The 17,795-nt window shown below is 43.2% G+C and carries 15 protein-coding genes, 1 tRNA gene, 1 pseudogene and 1 riboswitch; of the genes and pseudogenes, 7 read left to right on the top strand and 10 right to left on the bottom strand.

The window, feature by feature from the left end:
* Window positions 1-57: 57 nt before the first annotated feature.
* Window positions 58-232: riboswitch (cobalamin riboswitch) on the bottom strand.
* Between the two features lie 86 nt (window positions 233-318).
* Window positions 319-1,167 (bottom strand): polysaccharide deacetylase family protein, encoded by an 849-nt coding sequence (locus tag OTG27_RS00520; protein ID WP_307729986.1) that lies wholly within the window; start codon window positions 1,165-1,167, stop codon window positions 319-321.
* A 228-nt stretch (window positions 1,168-1,395) separates the two neighbouring features.
* On the opposite strand from OTG27_RS00520, the gene OTG27_RS00515 reads away from it, so the two are divergent.
* Window positions 1,396-1,469: transfer RNA gene (locus OTG27_RS00515), tRNA-Arg, on the top strand.
* A gap of 486 nt (window positions 1,470-1,955) precedes the next feature.
* Window positions 1,956-2,111, top strand: a complete 156-nt coding sequence (locus OTG27_RS00510; protein ID WP_268935945.1) for a hypothetical protein — start codon at window positions 1,956-1,958, stop codon at window positions 2,109-2,111.
* 65 nt (window positions 2,112-2,176) lie between these two features.
* Here OTG27_RS00510 and OTG27_RS00505 read toward each other — a convergent pair whose 3' ends face one another.
* Window positions 2,177-4,369, bottom strand: a complete 2,193-nt coding sequence (locus OTG27_RS00505; RefSeq protein WP_268935944.1) for a DNA topoisomerase III — start codon at window positions 4,367-4,369, stop codon at window positions 2,177-2,179.
* A 216-nt stretch (window positions 4,370-4,585) separates the two neighbouring features.
* Here OTG27_RS00505 and OTG27_RS00500 point away from each other — a divergent pair, with 216 nt between their 5' ends.
* A complete protein-coding gene (locus tag OTG27_RS00500; RefSeq protein WP_034316019.1) occupies window positions 4,586-6,136 on the top strand; it encodes an ABC-F family ATP-binding cassette domain-containing protein in 1,551 nt (516 codons plus the stop codon).
* 105 nt (window positions 6,137-6,241) lie between these two features.
* On the opposite strand, the gene OTG27_RS00495 is transcribed toward OTG27_RS00500, so the two are convergent.
* From OTG27_RS00495 to OTG27_RS00485, 3 genes are read right to left on the bottom strand one after another with little or no spacing between them, the layout of a single operon-like run.
* Window positions 6,242-7,429 carry a class I SAM-dependent methyltransferase gene (locus tag OTG27_RS00495; RefSeq protein ID WP_268935943.1) on the bottom strand — a complete coding sequence of 396 codons (1,188 nt, stop codon included), beginning with the start codon at window positions 7,427-7,429 and terminating at the stop codon, window positions 6,242-6,244.
* A gap of 33 nt (window positions 7,430-7,462) precedes the next feature.
* A complete protein-coding gene (locus tag OTG27_RS00490; protein WP_268935942.1) occupies window positions 7,463-8,377 on the bottom strand; it encodes a phosphotransferase in 915 nt (304 codons plus the stop codon).
* A 15-nt stretch (window positions 8,378-8,392) separates the two neighbouring features.
* Window positions 8,393-10,042, bottom strand: coding sequence for a DEAD/DEAH box helicase (locus OTG27_RS00485; RefSeq protein ID WP_268935941.1), 1,650 nt, complete (start codon window positions 10,040-10,042; stop codon window positions 8,393-8,395).
* A 300-nt stretch (window positions 10,043-10,342) separates the two neighbouring features.
* On the opposite strand from OTG27_RS00485, the gene OTG27_RS00480 reads away from it, so the two are divergent.
* Window positions 10,343-11,635, top strand: coding sequence for an NCS2 family permease (locus OTG27_RS00480; RefSeq protein ID WP_268935940.1), 1,293 nt, complete (start codon window positions 10,343-10,345; stop codon window positions 11,633-11,635).
* 94 nt (window positions 11,636-11,729) lie between these two features.
* Here OTG27_RS00480 and OTG27_RS00475 read toward each other — a convergent pair whose 3' ends face one another.
* The 4 genes and pseudogenes from OTG27_RS00475 to OTG27_RS00460 all read right to left on the bottom strand — a co-directional run bounded on the left by OTG27_RS00475 (window position 11,730) and on the right by OTG27_RS00460 (window position 14,573).
* A complete protein-coding gene (locus tag OTG27_RS00475; protein WP_268935939.1) occupies window positions 11,730-12,272 on the bottom strand; it encodes a hypothetical protein in 543 nt (180 codons plus the stop codon).
* An 8-nt stretch (window positions 12,273-12,280) separates the two neighbouring features.
* A complete protein-coding gene (locus OTG27_RS00470; protein WP_057278235.1) occupies window positions 12,281-13,477 on the bottom strand; it encodes a ParM/StbA family protein in 1,197 nt (398 codons plus the stop codon).
* A gap of 474 nt (window positions 13,478-13,951) precedes the next feature.
* Window positions 13,952-14,148 (bottom strand): annotated as a pseudogene (locus OTG27_RS26600) (ParB/RepB/Spo0J family partition protein); the annotation flags it as partial.
* Window positions 14,149-14,450: 302 nt separating this feature from the next.
* A complete protein-coding gene (locus tag OTG27_RS00460; RefSeq protein WP_268935938.1) occupies window positions 14,451-14,573 on the bottom strand; it encodes a hypothetical protein in 123 nt (40 codons plus the stop codon).
* 292 nt (window positions 14,574-14,865) lie between these two features.
* Here OTG27_RS00460 and OTG27_RS00455 point away from each other — a divergent pair, with 292 nt between their 5' ends.
* From OTG27_RS00455 to OTG27_RS00445, 3 genes are all read left to right on the top strand, one after another.
* Window positions 14,866-16,386, top strand: a complete 1,521-nt coding sequence (locus OTG27_RS00455) for an FAD-dependent oxidoreductase (protein ID WP_268935937.1) — start codon at window positions 14,866-14,868, stop codon at window positions 16,384-16,386.
* A gap of 112 nt (window positions 16,387-16,498) precedes the next feature.
* Window positions 16,499-16,693 carry a YwbE family protein gene (locus OTG27_RS00450; protein WP_034316239.1) on the top strand — a complete coding sequence of 65 codons (195 nt, stop codon included), beginning with the start codon at window positions 16,499-16,501 and terminating at the stop codon, window positions 16,691-16,693.
* Between the two features lie 141 nt (window positions 16,694-16,834).
* Complete coding sequence (locus OTG27_RS00445; protein WP_268935936.1) at window positions 16,835-17,494, top strand: SIMPL domain-containing protein; 660 nt, start codon at window positions 16,835-16,837, stop codon at window positions 17,492-17,494.
* A 117-nt stretch (window positions 17,495-17,611) separates the two neighbouring features.
* Here OTG27_RS00445 and OTG27_RS00440 read toward each other — a convergent pair whose 3' ends face one another.
* Window positions 17,612-17,761: a hypothetical protein gene (locus OTG27_RS00440; RefSeq protein ID WP_268935935.1), complete on the bottom strand. Its 150-nt coding sequence runs from the start codon at window positions 17,759-17,761 to the stop codon at window positions 17,612-17,614.
* Between the last annotated feature and the right edge of the window lie 34 nt (window positions 17,762-17,795).

Here is a 17,795-nt window from a genome sequence, read left to right as displayed (position 1 = left end):
ATATCAATACGGACTCTTTCTTAGGGTCTGCCACACACCTTCCCATCCGCGTAGGTTACAGGTGTACGAATTCTGGCAGGTCTCCTGGCTCATGGTCATCGTCAACGGCACCTTCCCATATCTCATACAGTGGTACACAGCCGTCAGCTCCCATATACAGTGGCGGGACCGCGTTGGCATTTCACCAACTTCCCTTTTAAGTCATTAAGACACCAAATCGTTCATATGTATATAATTTTCACTGCCTTCATTATACACCATGTAAGAATCGATTATTATATGATTTTTCTGAACAAGTGCGAAATGCCTCATCCACCTTCAATGCTTTGAAGCATTTTCAATCAGCGACGCAAACCCATTGATCGATAACCCTGGTGAAATCCGAACTCGATGCAGAACATGCATCCCTTGGTCGCTTGAAGCCCCCCCAGGTTCGGTAGTGACTGCCATCTTGTATCCAGCTTCTTCTGACAGCCTGAGACTCTCTTCGTTATACCGGCCAACCGGATAGGAAAGCACTGTCGTGTTCTGGTCGAGGATATGGTCGAACAGCACCTTCGACTGAACCATTTCGGCTTCTTGCTGCTCTGCCGTCATGCGGTTCATCTCCAAATGGTTGATGGTATGGCTTTCAATTGAAATCCCATCCCTGCTCATCTCCAACATTTGATTTTCAGTCAGGTGATGACCTTTATCAATGGACTTCCCGATCATGAAGACAGTTGCTTTCATATCATGTTCTTTTAATATCGGGAAGGCCTCCGTGTAGTTATCTGTATAGCCATCATCAAAAGTAATCCAGACGCACTTCTCACTTGGCATCCGATTCTCGGTTAAAACGAGGAATGCTTCTTCAGGGGATAATGTATAGTAACCATTCTCCCGAAGCCAAGCCATCTGTGATCGGAATTCCTCCCTTGGAACCCGAAGGCCATTCCCTTCAGAAATACTGTGATACATCAATATCGGAAGCTGCACCGGGGACTCGGCCTTTAACCAGCCTCCCGTATCGATTTGCCCCTCCGAATCCTGCCCGGTCCCATTCTCAGCCGCTTCGGCCACTTCAATGTCATCTTCCGCAATCGGTGCAGCCGTCTTTGTGCCTATCCCCTCTAAAATCCCTTGTGTGCATCCAGGTAAAATCAAAACCCCCAGCAATGCCGCCATCCTTAACACTCTATATTTTTTCACTATTATTCTCCTGATTTTTTATAGTATAATAGTACCAGAAAACCAGTGAATAATAAAGTATTCCATTTGATGAAAAAAGAGGAAAAACGAAAGCTTAGCGACACGCTAAACATTTATGAGGATTTTTTTTCATAAGTATGTGCTATTAGCTTGAAAAGTTTGCCTATAAGAAATATAATAAATAAGTCGTCGACTTTAATATATGTCCCAGTAGCTCAGCAGGATAGAGCGACAGCCTCCTAAGCTGTAGGTCGTAGGTTCGATTCCTATCTGGGACGCTAAAGTTTATAAGCCCTGCTATAATGCGGTTCCTCCGTGTTGTAGCAGGGTTTTTTTCTGTTGATTTTTTGATGGGAACGCAGGTCCCAAAGCTGAATTATTTCATCAAGTCTTATAGAAATAAAATCTGATTGCAAAACTATGCATAAAGGTTGGAAATATTGGCGAACAACCATACAACTGTTTGAAAGTAAAAAAAGTCTTATTTATGACGTCAATATATACAAATACTGATTTCTGGATATAATCATGTTTTTTTAAAATATATGTTTTAACCTGTCCCATCCGGGTATACAAATACTGTAAGACATTCTCACCAAAGGAGATGATAGTGCATAATGAGTACAATCAGAAGCCAATGGAACAAAGAGAATGACGCAGCGGTGTTTAGTCCCGGTGATCAGCGTTAGAGTCAATTGAAGAGTTGGAAGATAATCAAGCATGGGAATTACTAGTCTTCTCATCCAAAGGAGGAAGATACGATCATGAGTATTTACAGCCTATGGAATCCAGAGAATGATGAAGCAATTTTCAGTCCGGGTGATCAGAAGCCATTCAGTACGCTCATACGAATAGATTCGGATAAACACACACACACACTGACAAAACACTTGAATATGAATTACATGGCACCGTACTGAATGAAATTTAGTCGAAGCAGGAATATACCGAAAAAGGATGGAGCGATTGCTCCATCCTTTTTCTTTTATTTATCGAATTTCAGTTTCGCCAAGGCATCTGCCAATGCAGTATTGATCGGCTCTTCTTTATTTTGCTTTTTCATATAATTGGATACTTCATTTTTGGATACTTTTTGATTTTTATTTTGCCCTCTTCGTTTATTGTAAGAAGATAGTTTTTCGTGAAAACCGCATTTACAGGTGAATGTCTGTGCTTCTCCTTGACCGCGCATTTCCATCTTTTTATGACATTGCGGGCATCTTGCATTTGTTACACGTGAAACACTTTTTTTGTGGCCGCAATCACGATCTTGACAGACAAGCATTTTTCCCTTTTTACTATTCACTTCCAGCATCAGCTTGCCGCAATCAGGACATTTCGTTCCTGACACGTTATCATGCTTGAATTTTTGGTCACTATTTTTGATTTCATGGACGATATTTTTGGCGTAGGAGCGCATATCGCCGATGAAAGCCTGTTTTGGCAGCTTTCCTTTTGCTATCGCAGTTAACTTTTGCTCCCACTGAGCTGTCAAAGCTGGAGAACGCAAGTCTTCAGGTGCCAATTGAAGAAGTTGTTTTCCTTTCGAGGTGACATGAAGGCCCTTTCCTCTCTTCTCGATCAGGAAGCTATTGAACAGTTTTTCAATGACATCCGCACGTGTTGCAACAGTTCCAATCCCGCCAGTTTCACCAAGAGTCTTGATGAGCTCTTTGCTTTCCCCTGCCATGAAACGAGCGGGATTCTCCATTGCCGAAAGAAGCGACCCCTCATTGAATGGTTCCGGCGGTTTCGTTTCACCCTCTGTTTGTTTCACAGTCGAAATGGTTAAACTGTCACCTTTTTGAACGTTCGGAAGAAGTTGCTCCGCAAGGCCCTCTTTAGCTTCTTCCTCATCGAATTGGTGATCATAAACTTCCTTCCAACCTGACTTCAGGATGACCTTCCCTCTTGCCATGAACATCTCCTGCCCCATCTTTGCGGTGATGGTCGTTTGTTCATATTCAAAAGGCGGCATCAATACAGCAAGGAACCTTTTAACGACCAAATCATAGATTTTCGATTCTTTGTCGCTCAGTTTTCCCGGCAGCGGCGTTTGCTCAGTGGGGATGATTGCATGGTGATCAGAAACCTTGCTATCGTCCACGAACGATTTATTTGTTTTAATCGGGCTGCGCAGGATCCTCGATGCATACTGGGCATATGGTTTAATGCTTACAGCCTGTAATCTTTCTTTTAGCGTATCAACCAAATCCGTTGATAAAAAGCGTGAATCCGTCCTTGGATAAGTCAAGACCTTATGGCTTTCATATAAGCGCTGCATGATCGATAACGTCTCTTTCGCCGAATAGCCGAATTTCTTATTGGCGTCCCGTTGAAGTTCTGTTAAATCATATAAAGAAGGGGAAAAACTTTTCTTATGTGCCTTGTTCACTTCAACCACTTCTGCACTTTTCCCCTTAACGGCTGCAAGAACCTTTTCTGCCTTGTTTTTATCAAAAGTGCGGATATCTTTTGATTGGGCATCTTGCCAGACGAGGCGCAAATTGGGTTCTGCAATTGCCGAAACGCCATAATATTTCTTAGGCTGGAACTGTTTTATTTCCTCTTCTTTTTTTGCAATCATCGCAAGTGTCGGCGTTTGGACCCTCCCGCAGGATAATTGGGCATTATGCTTGGTCGTTAGGGCACGCGTCGCGTTCATCCCAACGATCCAGTCCGCTTCCGCCCTTGCTACAGCAGAGGCAAATAGGTTTTCATACTCCTTGCCATCTTTCAGATTTTTAAATCCATCTTTGATCGCTTTATCCGTTACAGAGGAAATCCAAAGCCGCTTGACCGGCTTCTTCACATTCGCTTTTTCGAGAATCCAGCGTGCAACAAGTTCCCCTTCACGGCCTGCATCCGTCGCAATGATGACATCCTTGACATCATTGCGATTCAATTGTGTTTTAACCGATTGAAACTGTTTGCCTGATTGCTTGATCACGACTAATTTTAAAGCAGGCGGCAACATGGGCAGGTCCTCAAGGCGCCACGTTTTATATTTTTCATCATAAGATTCCGGATCTGCATGGGTAACCAAATGACCCAGTGCCCAAGTGACGATATACTGATCGCCTTCAAAAAAGCCATTTCCCTTTTTCCCGCAATTCAACACTTTCGCTATATCTCTGCCGACCGAAGGTTTCTCGGCCAGTACGACTGTTTTACTCATATTAACATCCTTTCGCTTTTAAACTGGTTCCTCTATTATCTCATATAATTTATGACAGGGCGATAATGCACCATGGCATTGGATCGGTTGGTTCACTTTAAGGATTCCCCGTACCCACATATATGTAAATTAATAGATTAGATAGCATTCCCGTGCAGATTTTAGTATGATGAAACGTAGGGATTTTTTCAAATTAATTGGGAGGTTCAATATAAAATGAGCTTACTTTCTATAGATAAATTAGCACACAGCTTTGGCGACCGTACCTTATTCAAGGATGTATCATTCCGCCTGATGGCCGGCGAACATGTTGGTCTGGTCGGGGCAAATGGTGTCGGGAAATCAACGATGATGAATATCATTACAGGGCAACTCATCCATGATGATGGCCGGGTCGAATGGACACCTGGTGTCGAATATGGCTATCTTGATCAACATACGATACTTTCAAAAGGTAAATCGATTCGCGACGTCTTACGGGATGCATACTTACCTTTATTCGAGCAGGAAAAAGCACTGAATGAAGTTACAGAGAAAATGGGTACTGCCACTCCGGAGGAACTTGAAGAACTCTTGGAACAAATGGGTGAAATCCAGGACAAGCTGGAAGCCGGCGGTTTTTACAATCTGGATATTAAAATTGAAGAAGCGGCACGCGGTTTAGGGTTGGATGCAATCGGTTTGGACCGTGATGTCTCTGCCCTGAGCGGCGGACAGCGGACAAAGGTTTTACTAGCCAAGCTACTTTTGGAACAGCCTGAAGTACTGCTCCTAGATGAACCGACGAACTACTTGGATGTGGAGCATATCCGCTGGCTGAGCAGCTACTTAAAGGAATATCCTAATGCATTCTTATTAATTTCGCATGATACCGAGTTCATGAACGGCGTCGTCGACGTCATCTTCCATCTTGAATTTTCTAAATTGACCCGTTACACGGCAACTTATGAAAAATTCCTTGAGCTGGCTGAATTGAATAAAAACCAACATATTAACGCCTATGAAAAACAGCGCGAATTCATTAAAAAGCAGGAAGATTTCATTGCAAAGAATAAAGCACGCTATTCAACGACCGGACGGGCAAAGAGCCGTCAAAAGCAATTGAATCGCATGGAACGCATCGATCGTCCGGAAACTGCAATGAAACCTACCTTTGACTTTAAAGAGTCACGTGCGAGCAGCCGTTATGTCTTTGAAGGTGAAGATCTGGAAATCGGATATGACCGCCCATTGCTTCCGAAGTTGTCCATGACCATCGAGCGGGGAGAAAAAATTGCCGTGGTCGGATGTAACGGAGTTGGTAAATCCACTCTATTAAAAACGATTTTAGGTAAAATCGATCCTCTAGGCGGTAAAAGATCACTTGGCGATTTCCTTTTTTCTTCTTATTTTGAACAAGAAGTGAAAGCAGGCGATACGACGCCGATCGATGAAGTATGGAATGCATTTCCGCATCTGGACCAACCGCAGGTACGTGCGATTCTTGCCCGTGTCGGTTTGAAAAACGAGCACATTACACGTCCGATGAGCCATTTAAGCGGTGGGGAACAAGCAAAAGTGCGCCTTTGTAAACTCATGCTTACAGAAAGCAATTGGCTGTTATTCGATGAACCGACAAACCATTTGGATGTCGTTGCAAAAGAAGAACTGAAACGTGCATTGAAAGAGTATAAAGGAACGATTGTCCTTGTATGCCATGAACCTGATTTCTATGAAGATTGGGTAACCAAAGTATGGGATGTAGAGGAATGGTCGGCTCAAAATTAATTATTTCGGGGATGCTGCAGCAGCGGCATCCCCTTTATTGTGGAATAAATAAAGAGCTGACTGAAAACGCTCCTTCAGTCAGCCTTCATTCCCTCATCACGCAGCTTAAACTCGTTCCGCCACCAAGCTATATGTTTTCGGAAGCCCGATATCATGGATTTTATGATTCGGTTCTTCCTCGAGCACTTTAATAACGAGTCCTGATTGACCTATTGACGTTATAAGTTCCCCGATTGTCCATTTACGCTGTACAACTCTTGAAAGGCTCCCTTTTTCTTCATCCGGCATATGCTTCGAAAAAGCGACCTCATTGTTTTCGATTGCCGGGGCGAAATAGTTGCCTGTTATTTTATGTTTTTTACCATTTGAAGTAATGAGCTTTGTTGAAATTGGATGAAATTCATGCAGTACAAATCGGCCTCCGGGTTTCAGCATCTTTTTAATTTTTTCAAATAACGGCTGCAGATCTATTAAGTAATGAAGTACACCTAGCTCCATTAAAACCAAATCCTGATTCCCTGATTCATGTTCGGATGAGAGCGAAAGGACATCCGAAACGATATACTCGATGGAGACATTGGCGCCACTTGCCAGTTCATTTGCAAACATTGCGTTTTCCTGGGAAAAATCAACGACTTTCACTTCTGCTCCCAATATGGCCAGTGCAACTGCCTTCACACCGTTCGATCCCATCAAATGTGTGATTTTTTTCCCGGATATTTCCCCCATATATTTATAAAAAGGGTGCAGTCTCCATTTTGGGTTTTGTTTGATTTTTGATGCCAATTCAACGGGATTTCCATAACGATTGACAAGCGCTAAATAATTATTCTGGTTCCAGGCTTGTTCATTTTCCGCTGTGAACCCCTTCTGCTCGCCTGATAAGTAAGCATGAATCTCGGTACTGAACTTTCTCATTTCTTCTTCGTATAAATAACTGTATAACGACCTGCACCAAACCTCCATATCCCCCATCTTTATGGATAAACGATATGGGTCCGTTTTAATGGTCGTGTTAAACCGGCAGCGAACAGTGACAGAAATCCCCTCGACATCCATTAGAAAGAATGCAGTCTCAGGACTTCTTTCAGGCTTTGTTGGCGCGTAATCGGAAAAAAGATCCAAAGCCTCATTAAAGACATCCCATTGTACATCCATGCCAATTTTCTTATATTCATCGATATCCACTCCTTGTACGAAAAGCGCAGATCGACCTGTATATTGGTAGGGAATATTAGCTTGATCCAATATGTTCGCCATTAATGTGATTGTATGATAATAACTTGCCTTCATATGTACCTCCTAAACATCAAAAGAGCATGACAATTATTCTTCTATAGCAAATTTCAAACCGGTACTCGTAATGGCAATCAGCTCTTCATCGTGGCGATCTATGCCATAAACGAGTAATGTAACAAGCATATATATGGCTCTGAACCGGGCTAGGCTCTCTGTTTCCTTTTCGATTTCACCATAGATTTCGAAAAAAGCACTGCGCACCTCTTTTGGGAAATAACTGTATAAAAAGGAGAAATCAATGGCTGGATTCCCGATATGGACATCTCCCCAATCAATGACACCTGCGAGAACGCCTTCGTCATCAAGTAAAACATTCCGGATATGGATGTCTCCGTGAACGAGCGAAATCGGATGCTGAACATCCAATTCACCTTCACCTAAGGTTTCAACAAAATCCTTAACTGCATGCGCCTGTTCAAAGTATCCTAGCTTTATTAGATTGGAGACATTTTCCATAAGTGATTTCTTTCGATAGGGTATATCAAGCCTCATCATCCCATCAGGCTGCACACCTAAACGCTTAGCCTTTTCGACAGGAAAACTGTGAAGAACCTTCAAAAAGCGGGCAAATCTTTTTGCCGATTCGACCTTTTTTGCTTTTGTTCCTTCTACAGGCAAGTGTCCCTTCACCATTTTATAACCGGTAAAAGGATAAGGATACAAAGTGCTTGGTTTCCCAAAAAAGATTGGTTCAGGGATTGCAAGCGGAAAAGTGCCTGCAATGGAAGGCAAAAGCTGATTTTCCACCTGAATCAACGTAACTGCAATAGGGCGGCGGGGAAAACGGAATACAAATTGCCCATTGATTTGTATGACCGTGTTATCGAAACCCTCCCCAAGTTGCTTGATCTCTTTCAACTCAATTTCCGGAAACTGCAGCATGATCAATTTCCCTGCCAGCTCCAGAGAAACTGGATATTCTGCCAACCAAGGCTTGTTCACTCCCGTCTCCCCCTTTTACCGGTTTCTCCCTCTATTGGGGCCGCTGCCAGATCCACCTCTGCGATTGCTCGCCCCTTGTGTACTAGTTGATCTGCGGCTGTCCCTTTGACCTCCTCGTGGATTGTCACGCTTTTGTCCACGGCCGTCTTCCGAGCGGCCACCCCGCGGATTCTCTCTCCTTGGTCCGCGGCTGTTTTCCGAACGGCCTCCACGTGAATCCTCACGTATAGGTCCACGGCCGTCTTCCGAGCGGCCATCCCGCGGATTCTCTCTCCTTGGTCCGCGGCCGTTTTCCGAACGAACTCCCCGTGAATCCTCACGTATAGGCCCGCGGTTGTTTTCCATCCGGCCTCCACGTGGTTTCTCCCTCTCGACTTCACGATTGTCCGCTTGATTTACAGAACGGTGACTGCCCCGATTCGGTCCCCTCGTATCGATCCGTTCCCGATGTTTCCTTCCCCCTCCCGAACGCGGGCGGCGAGCACCCTCATCGGAAGGGTCTTCATGACGCTTCCTTTTTTGCCTCACCTCATCGGGTTGGAACATTTTCACTCCTTCAATCGTCCTTCTTTCGATTTTCATGGAGATCCCTTTTTCAATATCGCTTAATAGCTGAAGATCCTTCGTTGCTATGAAGGTGACAGCCAAGCCATTCTCACCCGCACGGCCCGTCCGCCCGATTCGGTGGATGTAACTTTCTGCATCCTCGGGAACATCGTAATTAAACACATGGGTCACGCCTTCTACATCAAGCCCTCGTGCAGCAACATCCGTCGCCACTAAATATTGAAGCTTTGCGTCTCTGAAGTTTTTCATGACACGTTCCCGCTTTGCCTGTGAAAGGTCACCATGAAGCTCTTCAGAATTGAATCCAGCTGCCTTCAGGGCATCATTCAATACCGAAACGCGACGTTTTGTACGGCAAAATATGATTGCAAGGTATGGCTGTTCTTCTTTTATCATGTTGATTAATGAAGATTGTTTGGCACGATCGGTCGTCTCGATGACAAGCTGCCTGATTTTCTCGACCGTTACTTGCTCAGCCTTCACAGCGGCAGTTAATGGTTTAGTCATATAGCGTTTAGCCAATTGATGAACCTGTTCTGGCATCGTCGCTGAAAAGAGCAGCGTTTGGCGTTCCTCTGGAAGCTGTTCCATGATCTCTTCCACTTCTGGTAAAAACCCAATATGAAGCATTTGATCAGCTTCATCCAGCACAAGCGTTCCAGTTTGTGAGAGATCGATGGTGCCTCTTCGTAAATGATCTAATAACCTGCCGGGCGTGGCGACCACCACGGAGATGTTTCTTGTCAGCTTTTTCATTTGCTGCTCGACATCCTGTCCGCCATACACTGCAAGCACTTGAAGTCCTTCGATTTCATCAGCGAATTTTTTCAATTCAGCAGTGATTTGCAAAGCCAGTTCCCTTGTTGGCGTGACGATCAGTGATTGTATGTGGGATGCGGCGGGATCGACTTTTTCCAGGATTGGCAGCAAAAAGGCCAAAGTCTTCCCCGTCCCTGTCTGCGCCTTTGCGATGACATCCCTTCCAGCAAGGATATCGGGTATCGATTTCTCCTGAATCGGGGTAGGGGCGGATATTCCTATTTGCTTTAATATGTTGTTAATCGCCGGGCTGACGCCAAGGTCGATGAATTCTGTCATGTATGGGCCTACTTTCTGAATTTCTTCATTTAATTTACTGATAAATCCACTTAAATGGTAACAGCTTCCTTCATTTCAAGTCATTATCCTTAGTCTAAGCTATTTGTTAGTATATCATTATCTATTTTCGAGAAAACCTGTACCTTAAAATTTTTCATCCTATTGTACTTTAGTTATTTTTCTAATATAATTTATAAGATTTATTATCCATCTATCGAGCTACTTACTTGAAAAAGGGTAAGCATCTCCTCCTTGTAGATTTTTGCAAGGATTTTTTGTATATAAAAAAGGAGTGACCGCATGTTTAAATTAAAAGAACGGAATTCAAATATTAAAACGGAAATACTTGCGGGGCTTACAACCTTTTTAACACTGGCTTATATCATCGTTGTAAACCCCATGATCCTTTCTGATGCGGGTGTTCCCTTCGACCAAGCATTCACAGCAACCATACTCGCAATAATAGTCGGTACACTATGCATGGCCCTTTTAGCCAATTACCCAATTGTCATAGCCCCGGCAATGGGATTGAATGCTTATTTTGCATACTCGGTATTGGGAACCCATGATATCTCATACACAGTTGCCTTCTCTGCAGTCTTTGTTACCGGTATCATCTTTATCCTTTTATCCCTAACCTCTTTCCGCTCAAAATTGATCGAGGCCATCCCTAATAACTTAAAGCATGCAATCAGTGCCGGAATCGGGCTCTTCATTACCTTCATCGGACTTCGTTTGTCAGGTGTCGTCACACAGCAAGAATCCAACCTGGTTACCCTTGGAAGCTTCAGGGATCCCAGTGTGGCACTTACATTGGTTGGTTTGGTCATAACGATCGTGCTGATCGTTCGCAATGTGCAGGGAGCGATATTCATCGGAATGATCGTGACTGCCATAATCGCTTTCTTTACAGGCCAATTGGAAATTAACGGTCTGGTTTCCACCCCTTCGTTACCTGAAGGGATAATAATCGCCAATCCAATCACATCTATCACCGATGTGATTAACTATGGGCTTTATGGCGTCGTCTTCTCCATTTTGCTTGTCATGCTTTTCGATACGACCGGTGCTTTATTGGGCATTGTCCGTCAAGCTGGATTGCTGAAGGAGAACAAGCTTGAAAAATCAGGCAGTGCCTTCTTTGCAGATTCGATCGGCACTACTGTCGGCGCCATGTTCGGCACAAGCCCGACCGCTGCCTCGGTTGAATCATCAGCTGGTGTAGGAGCGGGCGGCAAGACAGGTTTAACCGCGCTGGTGGTGGCCATCCTATTCTTAATAACCGCCTTTTTCAGTCCGCTGATAGGAGCTGTCTCAAATGTAGCGGCAATCACGGCACCTAGCTTGATCATCGTCGGAAGCATGATGATTAAAAGCATTAATGAAATTGACTGGACACACTTTGATGAATCATTTCCAGCCTTTTTGGTCATTGTCGCCATGCCTTTAACATCAAGCATCGCCAACGGGATAGCACTCGGATTCATCGCCTACCCCATTTTAAAAATGGCAAGAGGCAAATTCCGTGAAGTGCATCCGTTCGTGTACATGTTTGCCGTTTTATTCCTTTACCAACTGATTTTCCTGGCTTGATCATCTTAAGAGGAATCCTTGGGGTTCCTCTTTTTTTAGCCCCTGCAAAGAAAAAGGAGGATATCCAACTTGTCGTCAGATATCCTCCTTATATTCACTGGTTCATTTGATCAAGAAAATCACCCAGGAGATCGTCAAGACTTTCCTCTTCAGGTTCTGTTTCTTCCTCTTGTTGTGAGGGTTCATTCAAATTCCAATCAAAGTCATCCAAATCTTTCTTAGGCAGGTCCTCCTGGACCTCCACGGGCTCCTTTTCCTCGGGCTCGGCCTGCACAAACAATTCCTCACTCAATACATTATTATTCAAAGAGGCAAGCAAGGCCGTAGCGCGTAAAGGATCGGATAAAAGGTGGTACATAATCGTTCCAAGCATAGCTTCTGAGTGGGAATGCTTGAGCCAATCACGCTGAGATTTGCTTAACTTGTTCGGCATCGGCAGGGCAATCATTTCCCGATCCTGATGGGTGGATTGCCCGACTCCATCGAGAACATACTCAGCAATTTTACTGGAAAAATTCCTTCTTTCCGTTTCCTTCAATTTCTGCAGCTGTCTTAACGTATAGTCTGAGACATCCGAAGGGATACGAAAAGTGATGGCTTGTCCTCTTTTAATTTCAGAAGAAGCTGTTTTTTTCATTCTCTCACCTATTTAATGGAACCCGTTCTTTGTTCTTTCTTCTTTTGCTGGGACTGATTCTGTTCCTTTGCATTCCGGCGGCGATTAAAATCCGAAATCAATTTATAATAGGCGTTTGCCATCATCCAAACGCTTTCCCGCTCATCTTCGAAAAAGTCTATATTGTAGCCATCGAAATTTTGATTCAAGGTTTTCAAGTAATCTTTCAAGACAATCGATCCCCCGCCTACAAAATAGCAGATTTCCGTTTGTGAGTTTTTTTGCCATACGTTGCGCAGGTGGCGATATTGCTTTTTGGCCAGTTCTCCCAAAATACGGTCAACGATATCATGAACGCTTGTCCGGCTTCCGCGAACCATAATATGATTGCGATCATTTTTCTTCGTGATGATTTCAACGACGTCGCGCCTGCTATCCAACTCGACACCATGTTTCTTCCTGATTTCTTCGCGAATCGATTCAAGGGCTTCAGCTACTCCCAAATTGAATCCTTGCGCTTTGTCATCGTCAACTTTACGATTTTTAATGACAGCGATATCCGTCGATAATCCACCGATATCCTGAATCAGTATTCTTCTATCTATTAATTCACGATTAATGATATTCAAATCTTTATCCATAACCAAATTTATGTATGCTGCAAAACCCTCTGGATAGACTTTCACTTCATCAAATTTGATATTAACCTTCATGCCTTGGTATTTAGGAGTAATTAAAAATTCCACCTGGTGGACTGAACCAAGTAATTTCGAGCGGTATCCGACGTCTTTCCCTTCTTTAACCTCCCGAAGTGGCAACCCTGTTCCAAGAGTATAGTTGGCTTCCACAACGTTATTCACTTTTTTGAATGTATCGTTGTCCCCCAACTTGGCAGCGTCTAATGCAAGAGCCGCAAAAAGCATGACTAATGTTTGATCTTCTTCCGATTTACTGCTTCCTAAATCCAATTCGGTAGGATTATCACTTTTTGTCGCCAAGTTCCCAACGCGATAAATCGCATTATTGTCTTGCAGAGCCGGTGAATGGACCCTGATATGAATCCCTTCCAATGGGTTTTTTTCATCAAGTTCCTCAATCCCAATGACCGGACGGTCCTCTATGTCTTTTGCAATGACATTCGGTATATATAGTTCAGACTCTAGCTTTCCAAAAATAGCCTTGATAGCATCATTTCCTACGTCTACTGCTGCGATTCTAGAACTCATCTAAAAACATCCCCTTTTTCATGGAAAAAATTTAAGTGAAGCATTCCCTTTAAGAATAGGAAAAGTTTTAACGTTAGTCAATCCTTCATTAGTTGTAGCTATATTTGTCGAATTGTTTTCAAATTGTTTACAATAGGAACAAATATGTATACACCTTATAAATAGCTATGTGTACTTGATTGTAAACATGTATACATTTTCGTTTGCAATGTATCTATTTCTGTTTACATGTATTCTCATTTGTAAACAAACCAAATAATGTATTTTTTTAAATATTTCTTCTTACAAAAATCAGCAGATAAATAGTAGATTTTAGATAGGATAATAATTGGACGATTCACTAATGAACTGTATAGAGGTATTCAAATGGCTGAAAAATACAGAAACTTCCCAAGTTCGGGAACACGATTGTTGCAGTGCGTTAAATTCCCCTTCATTTTCTAAACCAGATACAGATATAACCACTGACGTCTTCGAGCGGGCATGGCGTTCCGTAATTTGCTTTTAAAGAAGTGCATCCTAACCTCCCGGGAATAGGTCAATCTACCGAAGCTTATTCTCCACGGTAGATTGACCTATTCCCAGTCTTTGTGCCAGAGCTTCTTGCGTTAAACTATGCAACTCCAATAGTTTTCCATAAGCAAAGCTTCTTCAATCGGTGTCAGTCCTTCGGCGGAATTACAGGGAACAAGGTATTAAAGTTACACTGATAGATGCTGGTGAAATCCTTAACGGAACAACGGGACACACCACAGCATGACTGGTTTACGACTTTTTTGTTCACTAAAACATGATGAAGAGAAAGCCAAACTATATTATGTAGCAATGCAGAAAGAATGGGCTTATGTAGAAAAACATTGCATTGAATGTAATTTGACTGCAATGGATACCTATATTCACGCAAATACTGATAGATATAAATGTAAAATCCCAAAAGAACCAAAAGCCTATCGAAACTAGCCATTCGCGGGGATTATGCAGAAAAAATCCCTTTCTCCTTCCTTGTAATTCTTCCATAATCAAGCACAGTTTCACCCACTTTAAAGTATTTAACGGCCCTCCTCTCAACGATTCTGGAAGCTGAAAAAGTTTCCACTATAGTCTATCCTTCATAAGTTGTAGCTATATTTGTCGAATCGTTTTCAAATTGTTTACAATAGGAACAAATATGTATACACCTTATATATAGCTATGTGTACGCATTTGTAAACATGTATACATATTTGTGTACAAAGCATCTATTTTTGTTTACATGTATACATAATTGTAAACGAACCAAATAATGTATTTTTTTAGTCTTTCTTCTTACAAAAATAAGCGTATAAATAGCGAATTTGGGTATGGTAATAAATGGACGATTCACTAATGAACTGTATGGAGGTATTCAAATGACTGAAAAAAATACAGACCTTCCCCGATTTCCGGAACCTTATTGGCGCAGTGCGTTAACATTCCCTTCTTTTTCTAAACTAGATACAGATCTAACCACTGACGTCTTAATAGTAGGCGGCGGAATTACCGGAATCACATCTGCTTACCTACTTGCTAAACAAGGTGTAAAAGTCACACTGATTGAAGCAGGCCAAATCCTTACCGGAACGACAGGACACACTACAGCAAAAATCACGGCCCAGCATGGCCTGATTTACGACCAGTTGATCACTGACCATGGCGAGGAGAATGCCAAGCTTTATTATGAAGCCAATACAGATGGAATGAAGCTGATTAAAGACTTGGTAGAAGAACATTCCATTGAATGTAATTTGACTGCACAGGATGCCTATGTGTACGCAAATACGGACGAATATATAAGCAAAATCCAAAAAGAACTGAGAGCTTATCAAAAACTTGGCATTCGGGGGGATTATGCGGAGAATATCCCTTTCTCCATTCCATGTAAAGCTGCTGTGATAATGAAAGATCAAGCACAGTTTCACCCATTAAAATATTTAACGGCCCTCATTTCGACAATTCTCGATGCAGGAGGCACCATTTATGAACGGACAACGGCAATGAAAATTGAAGATGGCGATCCACCAACCGTTCTGACTGATACGGGACATTCCATCAAAAGCAATCAGGTTATCGTGGCCTCCCACTTCCCTTTCAATGATGAAAAGGGCTTATACTTTGCCCGTGTTCATGTAAGTAGGTCCTATGTGCTTGGCATCAGGACTGAACAGGAGTATCCAGGCGGGATGTATTACAGTGCAGACAGCCCTAGCCGCTCCCTTCGCTATACGGAATTGGACAATGGGGAAAAACTTATACTTGTTGGCGGAGATGGCCATAAAACAGGCCAGGGAATCTCGACGATCGAGCATTATGAAGCACTGAAGGACTTCAGTGCCCAGTATTTCGATGTGAAAGACATTCCCTACCGCTGGTCGGCACAGGATATCGTGACACCGGATAATATCCCCTTCGTCGGTCCAGTGACAGCCAACCAACAAAACGTTCTGATAGCTACCGGCTATGCGAAATGGGGAATGACGAATGGATCGATTGCCGCCAGGATCTTAACTGACCGGATTTTGCAAAAAGAAAATCGGTATGCGGAATTGTATGATCCTGCCCGTTTAAAAGGCGTGAAGAATATTCTTCAAGATAATGCTGATGTGGCGAAGCATCTGATCAAAGGCAAATTGGCTGTCAATCATAAAACGCCGGAAGACATAGGAATTGATGAAGGAGCAATCGTGAAGGTGGATGGAGACAAAGCTGGGTGTTACCGTGACCATGATGGCCAGCTTCATATTGTTGATTCCACATGTACACACATGGGGTGTGAAGTTGCCTGGAATAGCGGCGACCGTACTTGGGATTGCCCATGCCATGGCTCCCGCTACTCCATCGCTGGTGAAGTGTTAAATGGCCCTGCTGTCGAACCATTGAAGAAAATTCGCTGATTGCCAATTTGTGATTTTATCTAATAGTCGACTGGGCCCGCCGTTTTCCTTATACTGAAGTTACTGCATGGTTGAATGGCTGCAAATAACTCTGAAAAGGAATGAATCGAACATGAACGGTAAAAACCGGAAAGATATTACCCCAGGTGCCTCTGTGGATATTGTACTTAAAGCAGATCAACGCACCGGAAAGCTGACAAGCGGCACTGTAAAGGATATTTTAACCAACTCCAGCACCCACCCTCATGGAATTAAAGTAAGATTGACTGATGGCCAGGTAGGCAGGGTTCAAGTCATTCATAAGTAATGTGCACTCGGTCCAGGCCGAGTGTTTTTTTGTGTGATTGTTCGATGGATTAATGACAAAGGGGGATATTTCAATCATGTTTCCCATTCATAATTCGTACAATAGGGGTGAGATTATCTCTATAAAAAGGCTGGTGTCAAAATGAATCAAGAATACAATGCCCCCTTCAGGAATCATTACCGCACCGATGAACATATATTGAAAGTTTCCGGCTCAGAGACGCTATCTGCTGCTCCGGATCAAGCCACGATCACCCTTGGAGTCATAACGGAGGATGAGGACCCGCAAAAGGCCCAGCAAGCCAATTCCCAAGCAATCGCAAATGTCATCGCATCACTTAAATCCGCAGGCATTCCCGAAGAGCAATTGAAAACGAGTGATTACAGAATCGATCCACAATATGATTATATTGACGGAAAGGAATTGTTCAAGAACTACAAAGTACAGCACATCATACAAGCCCAAACGACCGACATCGAGAAAATAGGCAGCATAATCGACACGGCCGTCAGAAGCGGCGCCAATTCAATCACCAGCATCCGCTTCTCTTTATCCAATCCAGATGCATACTATAACCAGGCACTTTCTCTCGCTTTAAAAAATGCATACGAAAAAGCTCTTTCCATGGCTCGAACGCTAGGAATCTCATTGAACCCAGTCCCTAATAGGGTTGAAGAACTATCTGAAACGGCAACTCCAATGCTTTTTCAAACAAGTACTCTCTCAAAAATGGCGACTACCCCGATTCAGCCTGGTGAATTGAACATAACTGCATCAGTAAGGGTGGAATACTCGTACTAGCACTCACTTAATTCCATCCTAAAAAACCCCCCTTAACCTAAAGGGGGATTCAGACTGCAGACAAATTAGAGAAGAACTAATTTACTTTCAATTCGGTTAAAAAGGTTCAAGGTGATTTCAGAAATCCGCTCCCTTTCCGCCGACTGTCTGCCAAGCCTCCTCGCCGGCAAGCGTTCCCGGGGTCTCAGCTAGCCAGTTATTCGGCAGGAATGTCGCAAATTTCTTCAATCCAGTAAGGGTTTCATTCCTATAATCAAGTAAAAACATACAGGATAATTCAGTATTCCACTAAAATCATGGT

Origin of the sequence: Peribacillus sp. AS_2 (assembly GCF_026891895.1) — a bacterium.
Lineage (GTDB): Bacteria > Bacillota > Bacilli > Bacillales > DSM-1321 > Peribacillus > Peribacillus frigoritolerans.
Note: the sequence above shows the minus strand (reverse complement) of the source record. Positions and strands in the feature narration are given on the sequence as shown.